At 52.0% G+C, this 22,004-nt stretch carries 24 protein-coding genes and 2 pseudogenes; 4 read left to right on the forward strand and 22 right to left on the reverse strand.

What is annotated here, in order from left to right; genetic code table 11:
• Positions 1-139 precede the first annotated feature (139 nt).
• On the forward strand, positions 140-2,695 hold the full coding sequence (gene clpB, locus CKV99_RS00130; RefSeq protein WP_092257974.1) for an ATP-dependent chaperone ClpB: 2,556 nt from the start codon (positions 140-142) through the stop codon (positions 2,693-2,695).
• Positions 2,696-2,870: 175 nt separating this feature from the next.
• On the opposite strand, the gene CKV99_RS00135 is transcribed toward clpB, so the two are convergent.
• From CKV99_RS00135 to CKV99_RS00190, 9 genes are all read right to left on the reverse strand, one after another.
• Positions 2,871-3,296 (reverse strand): hypothetical protein, encoded by a 426-nt coding sequence (locus CKV99_RS00135; protein ID WP_092257971.1) that lies wholly within the window; start codon positions 3,294-3,296, stop codon positions 2,871-2,873.
• Positions 3,297-3,316: 20 nt separating this feature from the next.
• Positions 3,317-3,853 (reverse strand): hypothetical protein, encoded by a 537-nt coding sequence (locus CKV99_RS00140; RefSeq protein ID WP_092257968.1) that lies wholly within the window; start codon positions 3,851-3,853, stop codon positions 3,317-3,319.
• A gap of 18 nt (positions 3,854-3,871) precedes the next feature.
• On the reverse strand, positions 3,872-4,855 hold the full coding sequence (locus CKV99_RS00145) for a hypothetical protein (protein ID WP_092257965.1): 984 nt from the start codon (positions 4,853-4,855) through the stop codon (positions 3,872-3,874).
• 148 nt (positions 4,856-5,003) lie between these two features.
• Positions 5,004-5,453 (reverse strand): hypothetical protein, encoded by a 450-nt coding sequence (locus CKV99_RS14110; RefSeq protein WP_143063420.1) that lies wholly within the window; start codon positions 5,451-5,453, stop codon positions 5,004-5,006.
• A gap of 477 nt (positions 5,454-5,930) precedes the next feature.
• On the reverse strand, positions 5,931-6,518 hold the full coding sequence (locus CKV99_RS00160; protein ID WP_092257956.1) for an SMI1/KNR4 family protein: 588 nt from the start codon (positions 6,516-6,518) through the stop codon (positions 5,931-5,933).
• Between the two features lie 504 nt (positions 6,519-7,022).
• A complete protein-coding gene (locus CKV99_RS00170; protein WP_092257950.1) occupies positions 7,023-7,673 on the reverse strand; it encodes a hypothetical protein in 651 nt (216 codons plus the stop codon).
• Positions 7,674-7,807: 134 nt separating this feature from the next.
• Positions 7,808-8,305 carry an SMI1/KNR4 family protein gene (locus CKV99_RS00175; RefSeq protein ID WP_092257947.1) on the reverse strand — a complete coding sequence of 166 codons (498 nt, stop codon included), beginning with the start codon at positions 8,303-8,305 and terminating at the stop codon, positions 7,808-7,810.
• Positions 8,306-8,330: 25 nt separating this feature from the next.
• Positions 8,331-8,582 carry an HNH endonuclease gene (locus CKV99_RS15020; RefSeq protein ID WP_092257944.1) on the reverse strand — a complete coding sequence of 84 codons (252 nt, stop codon included), beginning with the start codon at positions 8,580-8,582 and terminating at the stop codon, positions 8,331-8,333.
• 523 nt (positions 8,583-9,105) lie between these two features.
• A complete protein-coding gene (locus CKV99_RS00190; protein WP_092257939.1) occupies positions 9,106-9,579 on the reverse strand; it encodes a helix-turn-helix domain-containing protein in 474 nt (157 codons plus the stop codon).
• 123 nt (positions 9,580-9,702) lie between these two features.
• On the opposite strand from CKV99_RS00190, the gene CKV99_RS00195 reads away from it, so the two are divergent.
• On the forward strand, positions 9,703-9,912 hold the full coding sequence (locus tag CKV99_RS00195) for an integrase core domain-containing protein (protein ID WP_408607545.1): 210 nt from the start codon (positions 9,703-9,705) through the stop codon (positions 9,910-9,912).
• Between the two features lie 29 nt (positions 9,913-9,941).
• A pseudogene (locus CKV99_RS14120) lies at positions 9,942-10,070 on the forward strand (IS3 family transposase); the annotation flags it as partial.
• A 92-nt stretch (positions 10,071-10,162) separates the two neighbouring features.
• Here the strand turns inward: CKV99_RS14120 and CKV99_RS00200 are convergent.
• Positions 10,163-11,614, reverse strand: coding sequence for a hypothetical protein (locus CKV99_RS00200; RefSeq protein WP_092257936.1), 1,452 nt, complete (start codon positions 11,612-11,614; stop codon positions 10,163-10,165).
• A gap of 378 nt (positions 11,615-11,992) precedes the next feature.
• On the opposite strand from CKV99_RS00200, the pseudogene CKV99_RS00205 reads away from it, so the two are divergent.
• Positions 11,993-13,520: pseudogene (locus tag CKV99_RS00205) on the forward strand (IS1634 family transposase).
• Here the strand turns inward: CKV99_RS00205 and CKV99_RS14605 are convergent.
• The 12 genes from CKV99_RS14605 to CKV99_RS00255 form a co-directional block, all read right to left on the reverse strand.
• Positions 13,492-13,758 carry a hypothetical protein gene (locus CKV99_RS14605; RefSeq protein WP_231910114.1) on the reverse strand — a complete coding sequence of 89 codons (267 nt, stop codon included), beginning with the start codon at positions 13,756-13,758 and terminating at the stop codon, positions 13,492-13,494. The pseudogene CKV99_RS00205 and the gene CKV99_RS14605 sit on opposite strands and share 29 nt — an antisense overlap.
• A gap of 148 nt (positions 13,759-13,906) precedes the next feature.
• The gene (locus CKV99_RS00210) at positions 13,907-14,290 is read right to left on the reverse strand and encodes a hypothetical protein (protein WP_092261092.1); all 384 of its coding nucleotides are present in this window, start codon (positions 14,288-14,290) and stop codon (positions 13,907-13,909) included.
• A gap of 8 nt (positions 14,291-14,298) precedes the next feature.
• Positions 14,299-14,868: a hypothetical protein gene (locus CKV99_RS00215; protein WP_092261093.1), complete on the reverse strand. Its 570-nt coding sequence runs from the start codon at positions 14,866-14,868 to the stop codon at positions 14,299-14,301.
• Positions 14,869-15,027: a hypothetical protein gene (locus CKV99_RS14125; protein WP_157728301.1), complete on the reverse strand. Its 159-nt coding sequence runs from the start codon at positions 15,025-15,027 to the stop codon at positions 14,869-14,871.
• A gap of 75 nt (positions 15,028-15,102) precedes the next feature.
• Positions 15,103-15,519 (reverse strand): hypothetical protein, encoded by a 417-nt coding sequence (locus CKV99_RS00220; RefSeq protein ID WP_092261095.1) that lies wholly within the window; start codon positions 15,517-15,519, stop codon positions 15,103-15,105.
• On the reverse strand, positions 15,516-16,439 hold the full coding sequence (locus CKV99_RS00225) for an HNH/ENDO VII family nuclease (protein WP_092261097.1): 924 nt from the start codon (positions 16,437-16,439) through the stop codon (positions 15,516-15,518). The genes CKV99_RS00220 and CKV99_RS00225 overlap by 4 nt, the downstream gene beginning before the upstream one ends.
• 144 nt (positions 16,440-16,583) lie before the next feature.
• Positions 16,584-17,240 (reverse strand): hypothetical protein, encoded by a 657-nt coding sequence (locus CKV99_RS00230; RefSeq protein WP_092261099.1) that lies wholly within the window; start codon positions 17,238-17,240, stop codon positions 16,584-16,586.
• Positions 17,241-17,386: 146 nt separating this feature from the next.
• Positions 17,387-17,833: a hypothetical protein gene (locus CKV99_RS00235; RefSeq protein WP_092261102.1), complete on the reverse strand. Its 447-nt coding sequence runs from the start codon at positions 17,831-17,833 to the stop codon at positions 17,387-17,389.
• A 27-nt stretch (positions 17,834-17,860) separates the two neighbouring features.
• A complete protein-coding gene (locus tag CKV99_RS14130) occupies positions 17,861-18,022 on the reverse strand; it encodes a hypothetical protein (RefSeq protein ID WP_157728303.1) in 162 nt (53 codons plus the stop codon).
• Positions 18,023-18,670, reverse strand: a complete 648-nt coding sequence (locus CKV99_RS00240; RefSeq protein WP_092261104.1) for a hypothetical protein — start codon at positions 18,668-18,670, stop codon at positions 18,023-18,025.
• Between the two features lie 421 nt (positions 18,671-19,091).
• Positions 19,092-20,276, reverse strand: coding sequence for a pentapeptide repeat-containing protein (locus CKV99_RS00250; RefSeq protein ID WP_092261106.1), 1,185 nt, complete (start codon positions 20,274-20,276; stop codon positions 19,092-19,094).
• 2 nt (positions 20,277-20,278) lie between these two features.
• Entirely contained in the window at positions 20,279-21,694 is a 1,416-nt protein-coding gene (locus CKV99_RS00255; RefSeq protein ID WP_095114633.1) for an RHS repeat-associated core domain-containing protein, read from the reverse strand.
• Between the last annotated feature and the right edge of the window lie 310 nt (positions 21,695-22,004).

The raw sequence follows: 22,004 nt of genomic DNA on the forward strand, positions 1-22,004 counted from the left end.
GGGCACAGCCTCCTGAGACGTACTTGAGTGCACTACGCTAAACTTTCTTCAAAAAATTCGAACTTGAGTGGAATAGACTCAACTCCAGCGCGTTACACTAAGTGACAAACAAAACTTGAGAAGAAAGGAACACTCACCAATGAGCTCGTTCAACCCAACAACCAAGACTCAGGAGGCGCTCCAGCAGGCGCTGCAGAAAGCAAGCGCTAACGGCAACCCGGATATCCGTCCGGCGCACTTGCTGGCTGCCATCCTTACGCAAGAAGACGGCATCGCCAGCCCAGTTCTGCGCGCTACCGGGGTGGACCCGGACGTGGTTGCGCAGGAGGCGGCGGAGCTCGTCGATAGTTACCCCAAGGCTGAGGGCCAGAATTTGGCCAACCCGAACTTCAACCGGGACGGCTTGAATGCGCTGAATACGGCGCAGGAGTTAGCAGGGGAGCTTGGCGACGAATACGTCTCCACTGAGGTGCTGCTGGCAGCAATTGCGCGCGGTAATGATGACGCGGCGGAGCTGTTGAAAAAGCGTGGCGCCACTTACGATGCGATCAAGCAAGCCTTTCCGTCAGTGCGTGGCAATAAGAAGGTGACGTCGGAGGCGCCGGAGGACCAGTTCCAGGCTTTAGAAAAGTACTCCACCGATCTGACCGCACGTGCGCGTGAGGGCAAGATTGATCCGGTAATCGGCCGTGACCAGGAGATTCGTCGCGTGGTGCAGGTACTTAGCCGACGTACGAAAAATAACCCGGTGCTCATCGGTGAGCCCGGCGTGGGTAAGACCGCGATCGTGGAGGGCCTGGCTCGCCGCATTGTTGCTGGTGACGTGCCGGAATCCTTGAAAGGCAAGACGCTACTCAGTCTGGACCTTGGCTCGATGGTTGCGGGTGCGAAGTACCGTGGCGAATTCGAGGAGCGCCTCAAGGCGGTGCTTGATGAGATCAAAAGCTCTGACGGGCAGATCATCACCTTCATTGATGAGCTGCACACCATCGTCGGCGCTGGTGCTACGGGTGAGGGCTCGATGGATGCCGGCAACATGATTAAGCCGATGCTGGCGCGTGGTGAGTTGCGTCTGGTTGGTGCGACCACCCTTGATGAGTACCGCAAGTACATCGAGAAGGACGCCGCGTTGGAGCGTCGTTTCCAGCAGGTGTATGTGGGTGAGCCGACGGTGGAGGACACTGTTGGTATTCTGCGTGGTCTGAAGGAGCGCTACGAAGTGCACCATGGTGTGCGCATCCAGGATTCTGCCCTGGTGGCTGCCGCTGAGCTATCGAACCGCTATATTACAAACCGTTTCTTGCCGGACAAGGCGATTGATCTTGTCGATGAGGCCGGTTCGCGTCTGCGCATGGAGATTGATTCTTCGCCGCAGGAGATTGATGAGCTGGAGCGTGTGGTGCGCCGCCTCGAGATTGAGGAGATCGCGCTGCAGAAAGAATCGGATGCGGCGTCGAAGGAGCGCTTGGAGGCTTTGCAGCAGGAGCTTGCCGACGAGCGCGAGAAACTTGGGGAGCTCAAAGCTCGCTGGGCGAACGAAAAAAGCTCGATTGATAAGGTGCAGGCTGCCAAGGAGGAGCTGGAGAGGCTGCGCAATGAGTCTGAGATCGCGGAGCGTGAGGGCGACTACGCTAAGGTCTCTGAGCTGCGCTACGGCCGCATTCCTGAGTTGGAGGAAGAAGTCGCAGAAGCTGAGGCTGCTGCAAGCACTTCTGGCAACACCATGCTCACTGAGGAGGTCACCCCTGATGTGATCGCCGACGTTGTCAGCGCGTGGACCGGCATTCCTGCGGGCAAGATGATGCAGGGTGAGACGGAGAAGTTGCTAAACATGGAGCAAGTTCTGGGCCAGCGCGTCGTCGGCCAGCACGAAGCTGTGACTGCGGTGTCGGACGCTGTGCGCCGTTCGCGTGCGGGTATCGCGGATCCGAACCGCCCTACTGGTTCTTTCCTCTTCCTGGGTCCGACGGGTGTGGGTAAGACGGAGCTGGCGAAGGCGCTGGCGGAGTTCCTGTTCGATGATGAGCAGGCGATGGTGCGTATCGATATGTCCGAGTACGGGGAGAAGCATTCCGTGTCGCGCCTGGTGGGCGCGCCTCCGGGGTACGTTGGCCACGACGCTGGTGGTCAGCTCACCGAAGCTGTGCGCCGCCGCCCGTATACGCTGGTGCTTTTCGACGAGGTGGAGAAAGCCCACCAAGACGTGTTCGATGTGCTGCTGCAGGTCCTCGATGAAGGTCGCCTGACTGATGGGCAGGGCCGCACGGTGGACTTCCGCAACACGGTGATCATTCTCACCTCTAACCTGGGCGCGGGTGGTACCCGTGAGCAGATTATGGATGCAGTGAAGGCGGCGTTCAAGCCGGAGTTCATTAACCGTCTCGATGATGTGGTGGTCTTCGATCCACTGTCTGAGGAGCTGCTGGTGGGCATTGTCGATATTCAGCTGCGCGCGTTAGCTGAGCGTCTTGCTGGCCGCCGCCTGCAGTTGGAGGTTTCTGATGCGGCGAAGGCTTGGCTTGCAGACCACGGCTACGACCCTGCCTATGGTGCCCGCCCATTACGCCGCCTGATCCAGCAGGCCATCGGCGATACGCTTGCGAAGAAGCTGCTTGGCGGTGAGATTGTCGATGGGGACACAGTCCACGTGGATGTGGAAGATGGCGGCGAGAGCCTGGTTATCAGCGCCGAGTAGGTCGCTTGCCGACGAAGCTGGTTTGCGTTAGACGCAGTCGCTACCGCGCTGCTGATTCCCACCCTCAGCAGCTGTAGTTGCTGACAAGTCGCTTTGCGTTGCATAGGGGTGCGCCATTCAAACACATTCCGTCGGCACTCCAATGCGTTGGTGTTACCGATTTTCAAGTACTGCATTAACCCCTGGTGCGAACAGGGTTTTCAAATTGTTCGATTAGACGATCATCACTATCGAAAACACCCATGCAATAGAGGAAATTGAAAAGACTTTCCTTGCTGAAACGCTGTGAGTCTAAATATGAAATTGCTTCTAAGATAATTCCGGTGTGTTCGAAACGCCGCAGTTCCAGGGCTGTAGCTCCAGATTCTTCGCGTTCTGCGGCTATGTGGTCGAGCTGATCACGGAACGTTTCGCATTTCACAGAGAGCCCGGATAGTTCGCCGTCGTCGACAGCTTGCCTTATCCCTCCAGGAATGAGGTCTGCGTATTGTTTAAGGTATGGAGCCAGGACTCGTCGCATAGTTTTTCTTATATCCGCAGGGGAGTATTGGGCGAACAGTCGCTCGATCACTGGCCCGAATTTGTCGTGCAGATTCTTCATTATGTTATCGCTTCCTCTTGCTATCTTTGCGGGTTGCTACCGTGGTTGCTGTGAGGGCGGGTTCGATTGCTATAAGTGTTGTGGCCGGTGTTACCCGTGGGCTTCGGTTGTATCGCAGTGTTGTACTTTGTCTCGGATGCGGGCCCAAAAGTCTTCGTCGATTGGTAGTCCGAAGGTTTCTTTTCGTTGCCTGGGTAGTGAGCTACCAGCTCCAAATCGTGCTTGTTGACGAGCCTTCGGAAAGGAGCAATCGCCCCACATTGGGTGGAGACTAGATCGTCGCCAGCCCTTTTCCGCAGTGCGTAGCGAAGAGTGAGTTCGAAGTAGTGTTCGTTGTTTTTTCTTTCCAGGATTAGAAGAAAAACAACGTCGCCTGGTTGGCAGTACCACATCATTTTGTGGCCGATCCGCGTCCAAGATGCATTAGCGGCGTTGATTACAACTTGACTAAATTCATCAAAGAACTCATTGTTTTGCTCCCACTTTTGTCTTAAGGAGTGTACCAGCCGGTATATGTCATCGCGCTGCAAAATTTTGAAGCGATCGACTTCGACCACCGTAATTTCCTCTGTGTCCTAATCGTCGAAGTTGTGGGCGTCGGCTTCGGTGATGGTGGCACGTAGTGCATCCGGGTTGTCAAGCAGCGTGCTCAGAGCAGAGTGGATCTGGGTGAGGGCCAGCTTGTCGCCGATGATGGAGAGCAGGCCGTGTTCGCTGTCGAAGTCGATGTTAGAGTCGTCGATCATCTCACGGCTGACTAGGTAGCGGGCTAGCCCTTCGAAGAAGTACCCGTTGGGTTGATAACCAGCATCGACGACGGTGGATAAGGTAGTGGCGCTTAGTTGGTCGATGGCAGCAAAGACAGTGGTGGTGCCGTCAAGCTCGGCGATGTGGAGTGCATCAGTCGTGGGTGTTTGCTCTGCGGTGGGTTCGTCTTCAGGTGGGAAGTCGGGGTGCGCAGGGCGGGGTGTATCGATTAGTTCGTAGTAGGCGAGAGCGTCCTCAAGGGCGAACTCGAGGTGGACATCGTGGGGAACCATGTCCACCATGAAGTAGGTATTAGGTTCGACAGATATGGCCTCGCCACCGGTTGGTGGGTTGGAATTATGCACGGTGTACTCGATGACACGTTCGTTAAGTGGAAGGAAACTGCCCAGGCGGTCTCGGGGAAGGACGTCGGCCAGTGGTACGAATGCGAGTTCTTCAGGATTCCATGCAAACGATCCCCGGTAGTTGTAGTAATTCTCGAAGGGCACCGGAATCGGGGCCTGTTTATCAGTGACGCAGGAGAAGCAGCCCTGTTTGCGAAAATCACGTTTGGCGATCATCGTTGGTGGGATCAACAGCGTGTTCGTGTTGACCAGCGGATAATAGGACGTGTCCGCCTTGTCGTGGAGGAGTGCCCGATACGGGTGAATCATCACGGCCTCACCCCAGAACGCGTTCGTAGAGGTTACCCCTACCGGGAGCAAGCCGCAGGTTGTGTGCAGTAGGTATAGCTGCCCGGCCTTCGCGCGGAAACCTTGCGGGCTGTTAAAAAGAATCTTCAATGGTGCCATAGTTATCTCATTTGATGCCGGGGACGAATTAGTTCACCCAGTTGGATCCAAACTGAGTTGCTTTCTGATAAAACTCGCGGGTGGGACTCATGCTGTTAAACTTGTTCTCCAACCTATCCACATTAGTGGTGGCTCCTGTGGGATTGGATCATAAACGGGGTACATCAAGCTGGTTAGTCTCCCAGAGTGAAAGATAGCGTGGCGTTTCATTCGCATTGAGTGGGTGGCCGACAATGTCCGCCAATTTGATGAATACCGGCTCTGTGCTAGTAGTGTCTCCCTCAGGAAGGGCGACATCAAAGGAGATACCATATTGTTTGAAGGTGTCAGCACCTGCAAGTACAACCCCAGCTAGCGATAACGCCGTGACTATGCGGGCTATCAATCCTGTATCTCGCATCTGCGCACCCTGATAAAGTAGCGCTAGAAGATCATTCAGATAAGGTGAAACTAAATCATAGATGCCTGCATAGAAATTACCGACTGCTTCCCAATAAGTCCCAAAGGGCCCTTCGGCAATTTCCGGCAGAGCAGGTTTTTGATGTGACCCTCCCGTCTCAATGGATTCCGGTAATTCTGTTGAGGAAAAATGGCACAAAACCCATTAGCCATGGTGATCCATCCAGAAATAGGGTGAATCAGTTCATCCAGGAATCGGACCTCGCCTTGTTCGTCTGTGTATTTCATACGAGCTGTGTTAGGGAGCTCTCCGTCCTCGGCGCGTTGGAGGTTGAACGCGAAACACGCGAGAGTCCACACCAACTGTAACCTGGCAAATCGTAGAGCATCTAGGTAATCCGTCTCCGAGGGAAATTTTTCCTGCGAGTAAATTACTCCTAACCGAGGGCTTGAAGATTGTACGACCTGTAAAAGGCCAACGATTCCAGTCCACGACGAGTTAGTTTCGTTAGGGTTTGTCATCTTAATTCCTGTCTATTTGCTATTTGTCCCACGTCCGTGAGTGGATGAGGCTTCACAGACAAGATCGAGCACGAATGTACTTTGGCTGATAGCTAGTGGTCATTTTAATGCTGTGCAAAACCATCAGAAGTTCGAGTGACGTACCTGAAACTACTTACGATGTGGTCGTCGCCTGCCGAGTACGTCGACTTTCGGCATCAGTAGTGACAGCAGCGATCCAGGAGCGAGGGGTTGTGACCTGCTTAAGACAATCAAACTTTTCAGAAGGCGAAGGTGCCTCACGCTGGGCAATTAGCGCTAGTTTTGAGTGCTCGATTAGTACGCGGAGGAATTGGCTGGAACTGACCGCAACGAGAGTTATTGTGCCTTCATCGTCGTAGACAATACCGCCTAGTGGTAGGGAAGCATTGGCTAGGTTAAGAAGGTATCTGTCCTCAGGACGATTGCTTCCTTCGGCGATAAAGATCCCCCAATCTGCTATGTTCCACGCTTCTGTAACACCGAGAGCGTGTTCTTTTAAGTCAAGTGTGGCTGTCGATCCAAAGAAGGCCGACACCTCTATCGCTGTATCAGGATCTGGAGTGGACGGATCACTGTAGATCCACGAGTAAGCATCGTTGACATATCCGCCACCGGTTGTTTCAAGGAACCGAACGTAATCACAAGGAAAGGAGATCCTTTGGCGGCGCTGAAACTGCGCCTCGTTCGACACGAAGAAGTCAGTGGGCAATTCAAAATTCATCGGGAGCTGCCCCCATATTCTATGTCCCGCTTCAAAACTGCCCCTTGAACACGAATTGAAAAAGGAATGACACCAAATCAAAGGTTGAATATCAATAAAATCAATAATCCCAAAAGTTAACTGGAGGTAAGCCGGATTCCTTTAAGAGTAACTCGATAATTTCTGTAGCGTCACTGAAAGGACCGAGCCTTGAATGGGTGTCGCCAGGCTGAGTGAGGTATCGGTGAATCGTCGGAAGCAAATTGGGGGTTGGCGAACCGACTGAAGCCAATAGTTGGTACGCAGCATCAGGGTCTTGCCTCTTGGATGCTTTCTGGCGCGGGGCAATCCCTGGATCATCCCCGAACGCAAAACTGATTAATCCATCGGATATATAACCTTGGACGTCCTCGATTATGCCGACTACGAGGGGGCTGTGGTCCAAGGGCGTGAACGTAGATCCCTTAGGGAACCAGTCAGTACCACTCAAGCTGAACTCAATGGTCAGACTCAATGTTTACAACCTCATCCGTTTTGTTTGATCCAAGCTTGAACTTGTGCTTGAGCGTTTGCAATTTCTTCTTCTTTTGTCCATTTTCCCTCTGGGACCACAACTTCACGCTTCAATATATCGTCGGGGGTTAATGAATTAACGAGGGACATGGCGTGCTTTAGGTCACCGACATGCAGTGCGGCCAGGACTTTTGCGTAGGGACCATCAGCCCAAGTCCAGAGTTCTCCGCTGTCGAGGTCGGCGCGATAATCCTGCTTAGAAATTGTTGATATGACAGAAAGGATGGATTCGTCGATAAGCCCGGTCACCTTCTCCCAAGTGTGACCAGTTCCATCAAGGTGTGCGTTTTCAAAATTAGTGACCGCCCAGGGGATGTGGGAAGACGATCGAGGTGACATTGCGATAAGGGCACCACCTCTCATTTCTGGAAGTCCACGAAGGCTGTACTCTTGCAAAGCATGGGCGAGTTTCTTGAACGCTGGCAAGCGAGCAAAATAGCCGAGCTGGACGTATGTCTGATCGCCTTTCGGCAGTACTTCGGCGAAAACCTCCAAGCTAATTCCATTGTCCAATTGCAATGTCCACAGTGCGGACCTGGTTTGAGTTCGCTTGAACCCCAGATTTTCAAAAAATCTATCTACAGAGCTGAATATTCTTGCCATACCTTTCCTTAATCCCGGAACAGGGCCGACCCCCAAGAGGTGGACACGAGGTTGGACCTACGCCCAAAAGCCAACGTAGACGAGTTAAGCACAGCCTGCTTGGCGGTTGTGCGATCTCTGTTGTTCCCTCCAGTCTAATTGGTTCGTTGTGACTCGGTGTGGCGCTCAAATACAGCCTGGCAAAACTCTTCAAATGTTGCCGCCAGCAAAACTTCACAGCCAATGTCTTGATAGGTATAGATTATTGCCCCTGCCGGATACGCTGGATTGTCGTAATTAATCAGAAATGACTGCGCGGGGCCGATCTCGCCTTCGGCAAACGGTAAACCCCACTCCGGTAGTTCCCACTGCTCGACCGTTTCAGGAACTATCAGATCAAGATCAAGCCTTGGCCCAGAGGCTGTCTTCCCGTTGCCATAGACCATAGAGATGCTCGCATAATTGTGGGCACGTGTTGCATATTCCTCTGGCAGATACATCAGGTCCGTCGCAACCAGGCCACCACCAGTGTTCTTAATCAATTGTCGATACGCATTTGGAAGTACTCTTCCTAATGCCACCTCCATCTCGTTAACCCGCTGGTCATCACACCCCTGTCCCTGTTGATAAAACCACCGTCTGTAATCCATCATCACTCCTCAACTCAATCAATATTTTCTAGAAATATCCCATCGTCCACGTCGATGCTCCTCCGTGGTGGCCAACGGCACTGTGAAGCGACCAAGGAACTAAGGTCATCCGTCCTTCTGTTGCACCTGAAACCGGGTTAGTACAGGTTATAGTGTCATGATGCCAAGTCAAGGCGTTGCCGGTAGGGTTGCCGTCCGCTCGACGGTAACTGTTGCTAATCCCAGCTTGTTGGTCTGCAATTCTAATATCTTGTGCAGGATTTCCCGAGTTTACTGGCACTCATTGTTCGCCGCTAGTTACGCCATCTGGATGATAAATATGCGGATCGAGATCGATCGAACCATCTGAGCGGAAGTTCGCCTCCGTAAATCCTTCGGCACTGGCTTGTACCGCGCGTGGACCATTGCCTACGACGTCAAAGGTCTTTCCGGCATGCTGGGCATTTCGAGGATACTGGCCATTTGGCATTCTGGTCACCGAATTTGGGATGTTGTCCCGTGAGAGACCATGAGCCATCAAACCCAAGATGTGTACCCAGTGGGCTGGGTGGTTGACGTATCCTTGGGCGCTAGCGATGCGGGGTGTCGCGCCTAGGGGGTCTTGGACATTGTAGACACCGGCATCAGGGTGGTATACCGGAAGCGGTTGTATGCCCACCCGGATTCTTCGTCGTAGTATTGCCCCTCAAACAGCAGTGGTGAGGACTGCTGACGCCTCCAGGAACGTTTACCGTACAGCGTCTGGGAGGAAGAGCCAACGACATCCCCTGTAGCTGGATCAATAATCTAGTGTGGTGCGCCCGCTAGATCAGCAATAAGGGTGAAGAAATCCGCATCGACCCGGGGTCAGTGCGATGAGGCTTAATGCCAAGCGCTTTCCAGATCTTTGCAATCGTTGTTTTACTCATCCCGGTTGCTGCCGCCATTGTCCAAGTCGACCAGCGCGCATCCCCATTCGGTGGACGGGTATTAAACAGCATCTCCAACATAGAGATGTAATCCTCGTTGGTATACGTCGGCTTACGTCCCCGACCAGCAGCTGCTTTCCCGAAATTAACAAGCCCATCACGTTCAAACCTGTCACGCCACGCACGTACCGTCACCACCGAAACACCATAACGCCTAGCAATCCCGGCATTAGCCACCCCGTCAGCAGCAGCCAACAACACCTTGGCACGCACAACCTCACGATGGGCACGAGACGGTGAACACGCAATCTTCTCCAACGCTAAACGCTGTTCATCAGTAACGCATAACGCGGCAGCAGCATGAGACATACACCAACACTACTACACTAGAAATCTAAAAGCGGGACAGTACACTAGCGGCTTATCGAGTACGGGATCCTTCCCTCGACCGGGACGGTCGGGGATTCCTACGATTACGCTCTAACGGAGAACGTGAACGGCTCGTACGAGAATGAGCTGGTCAACGATCGTCAATGGGCTGATGTCCTCGAAGTCGAGATCGCCACGTTTGAATGGGTCACCTGGTGGAACACTAGCCGACTCCACCGAGCACTCGACTGTCACACACCTGCTGAGGTCGAAGCTGACTATTGGCAGAACGCCAACACATCAGAGAAAATAAAAAGCAAGGTAAATGCCTAAGAAGCAAACCCGGGACAGGTCACCTCGTGCTCTCGGCCGCGATTACCCACTGTATCGAACGCACCTACCACAGGAAGAGGTGCCAACGAGCGCTAAGAAAATTAACACCCATCGAATACGACGCAATTATGGAACCGGTCGTGACACTCGCGGCCTAGAAACAGAAGAAAGACTGTCAACCAAACCCTTAGCCGTCCCACGTGTGTATGGCTGAGGGCGTGGCTATGCTCTCCCATCGTCGCTACTTTAGTTAGTTGACCACCTTGACCAGATACAGGATCCTGCCATCAGGATCATTTGTTTTGTCTACCTCAATGTTCGTTGCTATGACGCTATCGCTGTCAATATCGAGCCTACCGTCCTGATCGGTAGTATCTTTCGGCAGCGGTACGGTAATCTGATCACCCCTCATGTAGACGGGAGCTCCCAAGATGACCAACTGCCCGCCATCGGTTTGATAGCTGGCTACAAAAGTAGTTGCTACCTCTTTACCGTCGATACTGATGAAATGCTCGGCTCCGAAACTGCTCTCGGAAGCCGATTTATCGATGACTAGATAGGGAATAGAGGTATCTTTTTCTGCAGCCTCGAGCGGTTTGATCGATTCTGCAATACCGCTGTTAATCTCCTCAATATCCTTATTGACCTGCTCATCTAGCTGGGAATCAAGCTCTTGCTCTTTCGCATTGAATGGCTGCAAAAGTGTTTCAATGAAAGGAGTTTGGTTCCTGAGAGCGTCGTCTTTCCACGCAGGCTGTAAAGAGTCGAGGAGTAATCCAGCCAGATAATTGATCTCATAACCTTCCATATCAGCGGCGCTGAACACTTGATCCTTATTGAGCACCTGTATCGCCCTCTGGCGGAATTGCTCAGGCGAAAGGTCTGGGCGATAGAACGTCAATAGATACTCCACATAGCGCGCATGCCCCTCGACCAGATCAGAATGCCTAACTCCCTGATACTCGGCCGGATACGTCTGTTGCCATTTTTCTTGCCAGAATTTGGCGTGTTCAAGGTGCTCTTGTGCGCGGTCCGGATTCTCATATGCGCTCAACAGATTGTGGTAGATCATCCGCCGCATAACGCGCGGTTCAGGATCAATAGGGTAATCCTGAGACCTACCATCGCTTTCCTCTCCACGCTGGTCGAGATCAGGTTGATGGTAGAAATGAACGAGCTCGTGGGATGCGAAACGGTAAAGTTCCTCACCGTCGGGATCTTTCGCCCGGTTCAAATCATCTATTGACAAAAACACTGCAGTTCGGCCATTAAACTCTCCTGGACTGTAACCACCGGGAGGTGGAGCTATTAGCTGCTTGGTTTCTTCCGGTTGCAGTTCATGCGACCCTTGAAAATCTACTGCCCACGCGGTTACGACCGATCCTTCATTGTTCAGCCGAAACACCACAGCAACATGCTCAGTATAATCTGCTCCTGGCCACACCTTGGAAGCATGTGGCCAATGATCAGACACCCTCTGAGCAAACGCAACAATAGTAGCCGCATAGTCGGCATCGGACGCAGGTGGCACATCAATATTTCCATCCAGCCCGTCGAGGCCTGAAATCTCGACGGACGAAGTGGAAGACTGAGTGACTTCTGGTGTTTCTGAAGCGCTTGTGCAGCCTGCTACGAGTATCGACAACACGCCGCTAAGAAAAATGAATCGGACAAGCCTGCGACGTGAAGATGAAGTCGCCATTGAAGAAACTACCTCCTCAAAGAATAAAGCTTGAGATGTACAGGCCTAATTCTAGCCCGGATTTTTCATGGGGGGTTAGGGTGTTAGAGCCGAAAATGTAGGCGGGTGAGCTTTCTGACCGGGTATGATTTGAAGTTACGACACTAAAATCATCAAGCAGAAAGGTTCACCCTTATGGTGAAGACTACCACTTATCGCATTGGGTCGGATAGCAACAACGTTATTTCGTCTGCCGGGGGGGTTGTTAGTAAGTCCTGACTTGGCTCATTTTGGTGTGTTGTAGATCATATTGACGTTGTGGCCGGTGGGTTTGGGTTTGTTTAGTGCGAAATGTCGTACTAAGCGGGTAGTTGTGGGGGTGGGGCTAGGCTGTTAGTTATGCCACCGAAGATCCGTACAGTTACTACTGCCTCGGGTGCGTCGGCTGTGCAGGTGGTGTGGGGTTATAAACACCGCAAGCCGGTACTTGATCACATTGGTTCAGCACACAACGCACACGATCTTGCGGTGTTAAAAGCACGTGCTCAGCGTCTGATTGATAGTGGGCAAACCCAACTGGAATTCGGTCTAGACGGTGTGGGCGCAGCTGGTGGTACGGGCAGTGAGCATAATCCTGTGCCGATTACCACCGAACGTGCCGGGGTGTTGTTGGATGCTATCGCCGGTGGTTTTCACCATCTTGGTCTTGTTGAGGCTACCGGTGGTGACCGGGTGTTTTATGATTTGGTGGCGGCTCGGGTGATCCATCCTGGTTCCAAGTTTGATTCGATGGAAACCCTGGCAGAAGTCGGTGTCCAGTCTGCCTCGTATGCCACGATTAAACGTCACTTGCCACGCTATGCCACCGAGTCTTATCGCACCCCGATTACTCAAGCACTAGCCCGGTATGCTGCTGTCGGGCCGGGCGTGTTAGTCCTCTACGATGTGACCACGTTGTATTTCGAAACCGATACCCCCGATGAACTGCGTAAACCAGGGTTTTCTAAAGAACGCCGCCTCGAGCCACAAATCACCGTAGGGATGCTCACCGATGCTGCCGGTTTACCACTGGCTATTCATGCGTTTGAAGGCAACAAAGCAGAAACCCAGACAATGCTGCCGATGATTCAGCGCCTGCAAGACGCGTACCAGCTGGATACCGTGACGATTGTGGCTGATGCCGGGATGTTTTCCGCCGCTAACAAAACAGCAGTCCTCAACGCCGGTCTGCACTACATCCTGGGCGTTAAAGACACTCGCATCCCGCAGGTGATTGCCCAATGGCGTGCTGATCATCCTGACACGGACTACAAGGACGGCCAGATCTGGAGTACTGATAGTCATGCTGATGCCAGAGCACCGAAGACATCATCAACAAGAACCTACTACCAGTACTCCCACGATAGGGCCCGGCGCAGCCTGCGTGGGATTAAAGAACAAGTCGCCAAGGCTTCAGCGTGCTGTTGCCGGTGACATACCAGTCAAACGTAACCGGTATGTCGATCTAAAAGCACCACACAAGAAAGTTAACTACGCCCTAGCTGAAAAACACACGGCGATGGCCGGGATCAAAGGCTATGAAACCTCACGCACTGATCTGACTGCTGAGCAGGTTATCGGGGCCTACCGGCAGTTATTTAGAATCGAGAAATCCTTCCGAATGGCTAAATCCGATCTAAAAGCACGCCCCGTCTACGCCCGACTCGAAGATTCCATCCAAGCCCACCTAACCATCGTGATGTGTGCGATGGCTGTCGGACACCTACTAGAACAAACCTCAGGCCTATCACTGAAACGACTCGTACGAACCCTAAAAAAATACCGCACCTTCACCATCAACGTTGCCGGTCAAACCATCCACGCCCAAACCCCGATCCCCGCCAACATCCAAGAAATCATCAACAAACTACCGAAAATGTCGTACTAAAATGAGCCAAGTCAGGAACATGAAGTTTCTCCAGACTAGGAAACCGCTCCCAGTAACCAAAACTTGCCTCATACACCTCGTCCGAAAGCTTAATCGGGTCACAATGAAGCACGAACTGGAAGTCAGGGCCGAAATCCTTAACCCAGTTAGGCTGCCTTGTACCTTTGCGTGTCAAACCCCGCTGCGCAAACCAATCATCAGTATCAGCAAACAATTTATTCTTCGACATTGCAGCCATCAACCGTCCTTTCGCCTAATTAACGATCGTGTGTTCTGGCGGAGTTTCACGCCCCGGCCCCACAGATACGGGGACCGGGACAAGGAAACATCCCCCGAATGCAATGACCCAGTGCCAGGCTCCTCGTCCTCGGAAGCAGAGGAGGAGGTTAGTTATAGATGATGGCCACGGCATGGCCTTGAGCAGCAGTAGAAGCATAGAAATCCGCTAGCGTCTCGAGGGATGTAGCAAGCTCTTCATCCTTAACCGACGCGGAAGCCAAAGCCTGGGCCATCGCGGGTGTCTCTTCTGGTGTGGCCACCAACAAGGGCGGATCCTGGCAAAGAAGAGTTTTACCGCTTACCGCGCTGGCAGTAGTCTCTTCGTTGAGTCCGGCTGCGAGATCATCAGCATCCTTATCAATATCGGTACCGGGACCGTTGGCTTGCTCTTCCATCCATACGAACACTAGGCCAACAGCATCATCCGGATCGCTGGTGGTCAGTTGGTCGTATTGCTCAGCAGTAATCGGAATATAGTTCGGAATAATCATGATATGTCCTAGTCTGTATCGGTTGTATCGTCGGTGGTCTTCTCAAGGGTAGGGATCCATGGGTTAACGCCACGTCGTTCCAGGGACGAGGCCATCTTCGTGGAGAAAGACTTTAGCCGCTTGATACTATTTGGGGTGCTTGCTGCCTGAGCAATAGCATCCCACTGCTCTTGGCCTCCCTTTTTTGCCAGCAGGTTAACTAACTCATCGTCGACATGTGTCGGATCGGTTCGATAGATCTCCAAGAATTTATCCATCGTGGCTTTACTACTGCCACCAATTTTGGTCAGGATATTGTATACCGTCTGCCGGCCCTGCTTCTCTGTGATCCGGTAATAGTAGTCAACAAACACATCGAAGTACTTTTTCTGCTTTGTTGACACATGCTCCCAAATCCCTCGAAGAAGACCGGCGACTTCAAAATCGGTTATGGAAGGGTCCTCAATAGCAGTATCAACACCTTTAATGTAGGCATCCAGATCCTCATCAGAACAGGTCTCCCACCGGGTAGGAAACGGTATCGGCAAACCCATCCGCCGAGACAGTTCAGTATGAAACGACTCATAATCAGACATCATCTACTCCCAAAAAGCCGACGTAGACGAATCGAGCACAGCCCACTGTATGCCTACCGCTTGAGGGGATGCCAAGTCTGCTTGGTCAGCGATATCAGTTCCGCCGTCGATCCAGTAGTTGATCAGCCGTAGGGCTTCCTCATGATCAGTGGTCGTTGTCACGTAGTGGTGTTTAGGTGAGACCTTATAGCCTGCATCATTATAAAGAAGCTGATACAGAGAGTAGAGAGCGGACTACTATCGGAAATTTTTGATCCACTCTAGGAATGAATTGAATGGACCCATGTAGTACTCCTCTTGGACGAAATCGTACATGCCACAGAAGACTGATCCATCCTGGAGCTTCTCAAAAACACCCCATTGAAGAGCATCTGCGTACGCTACAGGGAAGAAACGTTCGGAATCCTTAAAGCCTGAATTCCAAAATGTGTCACTAAAACCTTCAAAGGCATTTGGGTAAGCCCCGTAGGGTGCTGGGGTGAAGAAGATAACCGATGGTGGGTTGAACTCGGTGAATTGCTTCCAGAAACTAAAATACTCATCAGGGATCCACTCTGGTGCTCTCTTGAACCCGGTTTCGATCTCATCCTGAGAAAATCCGTCACCGTAAAAATAGCTCACTTGTGCGCCATCCAAATCCGACTTATCAATCATTCGAAATCTCGCGCCCTTTCCATCCAGTACTGTTCGCGCCATGCATTGAATGATTCCCTGTCAACTGGGATCACGTCAACGGGAAAATCCTTCCTGCTTAGACCATCATATATATGCAGAGTGCTCCTATGCTTAGTGTGGGTTTCAGCAGTTATTTCAACGAGCGCAGACCGATCATCTTGCCCTATATGATGGAGATTAACTGGGTTGTCATCGACTCCTATTGGTGCACGACCTGCACGCATCAGATCCAAGTTGGTCCCTTTTCCACCACCGATCGAATTCGGCAGGTAAACTTCCTTGAAGGGATCGAAGACATGCGTTCCATTCTGTTGATATACTCGCTTGCCAAGAACCTCTCGAGGGCTCCACAAAGGGTGCGCCTTCAGCCCGTAGATATCCACCCAGTGTGCTGGGTGGTTGACGTATCCTTGGGCGCTAGCGATACGGGGTGCGGCCCCTAAGGGGTCTTGGGCATTATAGACACCAGCATCAGGATGGTAATAGCGGAAACGGTTATACGCCCAACCGGACTCATCATCGTAGTACTGACCCGCAAACAACAGTGGTGAGGACTGGTGACCTCTCCAGACACGTTTACCGTATAACGTCTGTGACGACTGTCCGACCACATCACCGGTAGACGGATCAATAATCTCGTGTGGTGCGCCCGCCAGATCAGCAACAAGAGCAAAGAATTCCGCATCGACCCTGTCTTGATCCCAGTTACGTACATCACCAGGATCAGCGTCTGTGTTGGTGATGGTGGTCGGGTGGTGTGTGTGGGTGCCGGTCAGGGTGATCTGGCCGATGATCTCACCACTCGCCGGTTCATGGGTCCAGACGTACCCAGCCCCACGCCCGGGCCCGAGGGTGGCCTGCTGGGCAACTAGTTGGTTACCACGATGCACAAACATCATACGAGCCAGCACCTGCCCGGTAGCGGTATCAATCTGCTCTTTTGCTCCACGACGCTCCTGCCCATCATAAATGGGTCTGACCGTTGTGGTCGGTCTCTATGGGCCAGTAATGGCCTGGTGTCTGATATCGGCCCTCCGTCAACGTCACAAATCTTCAGGTAATTCAGGACCATGCCGTTGCGGAATAGGTTTACCTTCATGGACAGCCAGAACTTGGGCAAGCACGATATCAACAGCCCCGGGCATCAACGTCGACTTTGCAACGATGTAAAGCCCCTCCTGTTGCTCCATGGTCAGTGCTGTGCGAGATCTGTCAGCCGCGTTAACGATATCCCACTCATCGCGGCGTTGATACGATTCCTCCTGACCAACGGGCTCACGATTAATCTTGGAGGCATAGCGTTGATTACGGACAGGATCAAACAACGAGTCATCCCACATCACTCCCCACTGCGCTGGATCAAACTTCGAATCCACAACACCTAGGCGACGTGCCATCCGAAATTTACCAAACATTGTTGGTGTGACCAACATTGGCGTTACCAAAGGTTCCTCGCGGTGAGCCGCAACCCAACCATCACGATCGGCTTCAACCTCAGCGACATCATCGACAACACCCAAAATCGTAAACAAAGGAACAAGAAACCGCGGAAACTTATTCGTAATTACCCAACCGACGGCACTACGGCCGTCGTGAAGTTTCATCTCAAAAACCACGCCGTCGCGTGCTTGCATCGACTTTTCAAATCCCGGAATTTGAATAATCAGAGATGAAGCAAGTTCAGTATTCTTGGAGCTCATTCTTCTCAACACTTCCTACCGTCACGGCGCTACACTTAAAAACTTAAGGCATACTTAGCCCACTGTGTCACACCGTTATAAATATTTCTCGACGAAGCAATTTCATTACGCTCCTAGCATCAGTGGTGACTTCTCGGACTTCGTGCCTAAAGTTCCACTTTGCGCCAGTCGTTTTCGTCGGCTGACACGTCGCCGGTTTCTAGCCATTGCCTAAATATTGTGATGACTATGTCCCGATCTTGTACCTCGCGACCGTAGTGCTGCTGCGCATTGCCCTTGCGGGTTTCAACGATCCATACGTCATCTACGGCTAAGTATCGCGCCTGGATATAGAAATCACCATGTGCGCTTCTCGACGTATCTGTGATGACAACGAAGCCTTCTTGAATGCGTGGGTCTTGATCTGGATTGGCAATAATTTCACGCCGCTGAGCTAGCCTTAAGCGCTCACCCACCCCTAGCTTCGAACCCCAAGGGTAGGTCTGCACCGAGGTGGCTGTCTCAACATCTTCCGATTCGTCTCCGAACAGGACGACCTCTGCCGAATCAACAAAAGCAAGACCCCACGAGTTCTGACGAGCTAATCTAGTCAACTGGTCTTCCTGCCCTGATTCACATTCCTATGCGACCACCGTGGCGCCGTTGCCGAGCGCAGGAGAGATTTCCACCATCGATGGCACTTGGCTAAACCCATCTCTTGCCCACCGCTGGCTAATCTCGAATAAAGGGTAGTCGGACGGGTCCTGATTGAAGATTGTCGGCTTGTACAGCCACGCCAACATTTAAATCGTCTCCTTGATATAAGCGTTCATCGCCTCGATAGCTTCAAAGCTTTCATCGTTCCGATTATTTGGACCTGAATCTCGTAAAAGCAGTGCGTAGTCTATGTGGTGGATGGCTTCTTCGTGGAATCCTTGATGGTTTAAATAACCAGCGTACGAAGCCGCAGCTGGAGCAAAGAGTTGATTCGGGAAAAACCGGTCTCGCAACTGAAATGCTAAAAGGATATCCATGGTTTCTACCCAAAGCTTGACATCGTTCGTGAATTGCGCAAGACGTGCTTGGTTGATACTTCCACTCGGCCGGAGAATCTGCACGGACGTACTTCCTGGTTCGTCAGTACCTAGAATGCCCTGCGTCGTTTCTCCGAGACTTGTCAAAGGGGCGACGAGTCCGCGCTCGAAGGAAGAGTGAATCTTTTTCGCCACCTTACCCCACGACGGCGAATGTACCGATATAGAAGTCAAAGCTGAAAAGTTTGTCGGATTACGCCGAAAAGACGCATAACCAAAATAGACATGAACATTCAACTTATCAACGGCCAAGACGAACATAGGTGAATCTTTGCGGGGTTTCCTCCACCCTAAAATCTCCATGGTTTCACGGTAAGCCTCCCCGCTTCCAACCGAAGGATACGAATAGTCAGTCATAGCACCCTTTCCATCGTCCAAGTCCTCTATAAGAGTTCAACGCTATTTCGGTTTCGGTAAATCATTCTTTATAATTTGGGCTCGGCCTTCACCGACTGCTGGCTCAACCACTCGGAAAGACTCGATTTTAGTGACCACTGGATTAGCTCGACCAGGCACCTCACTAACCGGTTTAATTTTCACACCGACAATAATGGCGCTATTCCCTTCAGCAATGTGCGAGTATACAGCCGCCTGATTCTCTGTGTACCGCCCTGAATTCAGCTTGACTTCGATACCCGCAATTTCTCCTTGCGGATTCATAGCTAACGTATCTGCCCGATCCCGCGTACCGTTACCTACGATTGAAACCTGGTCGGCGGGGCCTGACCCCCTGTTGGAGGACATGGGGTCGACCGGACAAATATGAGCCGAGTAGTAGCTATTTTTTCAATTGAATCCCCGCATTGTTGTAAACTTGCCAGTAAAAATTTTTCTCTTTAGCTGAGTGTTCGTCGAGCTGAGTAAGGAGTTCACCGGCCCAGCGGGAGCCACGGTCGTTAGCTACTGTCGTCGCGCGATCTTGCTCGAAAACCTTCAAGAGATTGCTAGCGAGGTGTCTATGAGATGCGTTCTCGCTGTCCTTTATCTTTATGAGTGATGGTTCTATTTGCTGGGCTGCGGATGTCCAATCGGGAATGATTAGGTATTGAACTTCTGGAGGTAGTTGTACTCGTTCCATAGGGACTCCACGAAACTGTTGGGCCCCTTCAAAGACTACGCCAGAAAAGTCGCATTCTAGGAATTGGTCACCTTGAGAAGTTTCTTGAATAGCAACTCCTGAGAAGATTCCGGAAATGGTGCTGGACTTGATTGTGAGAACTGGACCCTCGAAGTTACCGTTCAAATTAAAACCAGAAAAGTGGCAATTTTCGATAGTGGAAATCCGGTCAGTTAAGAAGGTTGATGAAACAAAACCTAACTTGCAATCAATGAAGGATATTCCGTCGTATTGGGGGGAAATAAAGCGTATATTGTCGCCGTGGCAGTTTATAAACGTCACGTTGTTGCAGTTGGAAGTATTTATTACGGCACGGTCGAGGTTGCAGTTAATGAGCGTCTTGTTTGATAGACTCGCACCTATTATCGAGCCAGATAAATCTATACCTTTGATTAGGGCTGAGTTATCGCCCCAAGCGCTATGCTCCTCCGAAATGGGTGTCAAAACGCTAGCGAAGTACGTCAATGATAATTCCGCTGAGCAAAGTGACTTACAAAAATCTAAGAGCATCGTATCGGATTGCCCTGACAGCGTGGTATCCAATTCTAAAGCCAATTCGTGGCATTCCCATGACTTGGGAATAGAACCTAAATCCCGGTCATCATCATCGTTTTCTGGATCAGCCGCATCCGTTATCTCCAACAACTTTTTACGGGCTGCATGGTCATACCACAATCTCTGCGATCCTGAATCAATCACTTGGAGCTCATTGATGAACGTCATCAGCGGTGGACAACTAAATTGGTACGCAGCAAGATATTTTTCCACAATCAGACTCAGTGTTCCCTTAACCCCTAACGAAGATGATAACTGGTTTAGGACTTCTTCCAGTGAGCCATCCTGCATCCTTAGCTCCTTCTTATTCGGGTAACTATTTCCACGCCATTGGGCAGTCCGGAGATCGCTGGCAAGCAGGTGTCTCGACAAACTTGCTTTGATGCGGCGATGTGTGTCATCGTCAGTGATTCATCATTTTTTACAAAGTTTACAATGCTTTCTTCGGCATGAGCCCTTCCGCTCGACGAAGTTGCATTTGAAGCTATTTGCTCAACAGGCAAATCCTGACCACCTATCGCTACAGTATCTGGCAGGTGACGGGCAAAAAGCGGATCAAGAGGTTTTCCATGTTTTCCGCTTGATGCCGCTAGCACCTTAGAACCTTCAGGAGATTCTACGATAGCCATAGCGAAGGTGCGTCTTTTCGCAGCTTCATTGTCACCTACTTTCGTGATCACGTCGACGACGGACGTTTGAAGATCTTTTCCTAGTCCCGGTGCCATATCTGCGAGGTCAGATTTCATAAAATCTTGGACATTCGCCATCAACCCCAAGACATCTACCCAATGTGCTGGGTGGTTGACGTATCCTTGGGTGCTGGCTATGCGGGGTGCGGCACCTAGGGGGTCTTGGGCGTTGTAGATACCAGCGTCAGGATGGTAATACCGGAAACGGTTGTATGCCCAGCCGGACTCATCGTCGTAGTACTGGCCCGCAAACAGCAGTGGTGAGGACTGTTCACCGTGCCAGGTGCGTGTGCCGTACAACGTCTGGGATGAAGAGCCGGCCACATCCCCTGTAGCTGGATCAATTATCTCGTGTGGTGCGCCCGCCAGGTCAGCAACAAGAGCAAAGAATTCCGCATCGACCCTGTCTTGATCCCAGTTACGCACATCACCAGGATTTGCGTTCCCACTACCGGTATCCGCCACATGGGTGTCGGTGCCGGTCAGGGTGATCTGGCCAATGATCTCACCACTCGCCGGATCATGGGTCCACACAAACCCAGCCCCACGATCGGGCCCAAGGGTAGTTTGCTGAGCAACGAGTTGGTTACCGCGATGGGCAAACACCATACGAGCCAGCACCCGCCCGGTGGTGGTGTCGACGCGTTCTTTTGCTACACGACGATCCAACCCGTCGTAGATATAGCGGTAGCCCACCCCAGGTTCGTCGGAGGTGTCGTATCCGATGGGTTGGCCACTAGCCGCATAGTAAAAATGCTTCACCAACGGTTTCTTACACACACGTTTAGTTACTGTGTAGGTGACTCGTCCTGCCCTGTCGTAGGTGTAGGTGGTACGTCCTACACGTGTGGGCTTGGTGCCCTGGAAATCAACCTGTGCATCCGCCGTTGCTGTAGCCGCAGTCTGGGCTGGGGCTACTGAAGTCGCTGCCGGTGCGACCGCACCAGACGACGTGCTTATTGTTGGTGTAGCAATAGAGCTCAACACACCCGCAGGACTGAACCCGTAGGACTCAGTCACGACAGTTTCTTGGCCAGTGCTACCTGGTGGGTTAGTTGTGTGTCCCGGATCATTGTCGTGCAGATTCTTGGCTCCAGGAGGTCGTGATGGTGTGGTGGTACGTGTCTTGTCCCGGGGCACACTGATGACGCGTCCTGGGTCGGGCCCCCGAAGATCTCACCGGTGGCCGTATCAGTCTGTTTTTCGCTACACGACGATCACGCCCATCCCAGTTGACTCAACGGCCAGATGCGATCTGGGCCATGTGGGCTCCTGAATCTTCATGCGTCAGCCTATGTCTACCTACAACGGGTAGGATTGTCGGCGTAAC

The sequence above is a fragment of the Corynebacterium cystitidis genome, assembly GCF_900187295.1.
Lineage (GTDB): Bacteria > Actinomycetota > Actinomycetes > Mycobacteriales > Mycobacteriaceae > Corynebacterium > Corynebacterium cystitidis.

Excerpts from the sequence above, each read along its gene's own strand:
- CKV99_RS00200 (WP_092257936.1), bottom strand. The coding sequence starts at position 11,614 with ATGGCGACTTCATCTTCACGTCGCAGGCTTGTCCGATTCATTTTTCTT.
- CKV99_RS00145 (WP_092257965.1), bottom strand. The coding sequence starts at position 4,855 with ATGGCACCATTGAAGATTCTTTTTAACAGCCCGCAAGGTTTCCGCGCG.
- CKV99_RS00250 (WP_092261106.1), bottom strand. The coding sequence starts at position 20,276 with ATGCAGGATGGCTCACTGGAAGAAGTCCTAAACCAGTTATCATCTTCG.
- CKV99_RS14605 (WP_231910114.1), bottom strand. The coding sequence starts at position 13,758 with ATGGCTGCAATGTCGAAGAATAAATTGTTTGCTGATACTGATGATTGG.
- CKV99_RS00220 (WP_092261095.1), bottom strand. The coding sequence starts at position 15,519 with ATGATTGATAAGTCGGATTTGGATGGCGCACAAGTGAGCTATTTTTAC.
- CKV99_RS00160 (WP_092257956.1), bottom strand. The coding sequence starts at position 6,518 with ATGAATTTTGAATTGCCCACTGACTTCTTCGTGTCGAACGAGGCGCAG.
- CKV99_RS00225 (WP_092261097.1), bottom strand. The coding sequence starts at position 16,439 with ATGATGTTTGTGCATCGTGGTAACCAACTAGTTGCCCAGCAGGCCACC.
- CKV99_RS14130 (WP_157728303.1), bottom strand. The coding sequence starts at position 18,022 with ATGTTGGCGTGGCTGTACAAGCCGACAATCTTCAATCAGGACCCGTCC.
- CKV99_RS00190 (WP_092257939.1), bottom strand. The coding sequence starts at position 9,579 with ATGTCTCATGCTGCTGCCGCGTTATGCGTTACTGATGAACAGCGTTTA.
- CKV99_RS00170 (WP_092257950.1), bottom strand. The coding sequence starts at position 7,673 with ATGGCAAGAATATTCAGCTCTGTAGATAGATTTTTTGAAAATCTGGGG.
- clpB (WP_092257974.1), top strand. The coding sequence starts at position 140 with ATGAGCTCGTTCAACCCAACAACCAAGACTCAGGAGGCGCTCCAGCAG.
- CKV99_RS00210 (WP_092261092.1), bottom strand. The coding sequence starts at position 14,290 with ATGATTATTCCGAACTATATTCCGATTACTGCTGAGCAATACGACCAA.
- CKV99_RS00175 (WP_092257947.1), bottom strand. The coding sequence starts at position 8,305 with ATGATGGATTACAGACGGTGGTTTTATCAACAGGGACAGGGGTGTGAT.
- CKV99_RS00215 (WP_092261093.1), bottom strand. The coding sequence starts at position 14,868 with ATGATGTCTGATTATGAGTCGTTTCATACTGAACTGTCTCGGCGGATG.
- CKV99_RS00230 (WP_092261099.1), bottom strand. The coding sequence starts at position 17,240 with ATGAGCTCCAAGAATACTGAACTTGCTTCATCTCTGATTATTCAAATT.
- CKV99_RS00240 (WP_092261104.1), bottom strand. The coding sequence starts at position 18,670 with ATGACTGACTATTCGTATCCTTCGGTTGGAAGCGGGGAGGCTTACCGT.
- CKV99_RS00135 (WP_092257971.1), bottom strand. The coding sequence starts at position 3,296 with ATGAAGAATCTGCACGACAAATTCGGGCCAGTGATCGAGCGACTGTTC.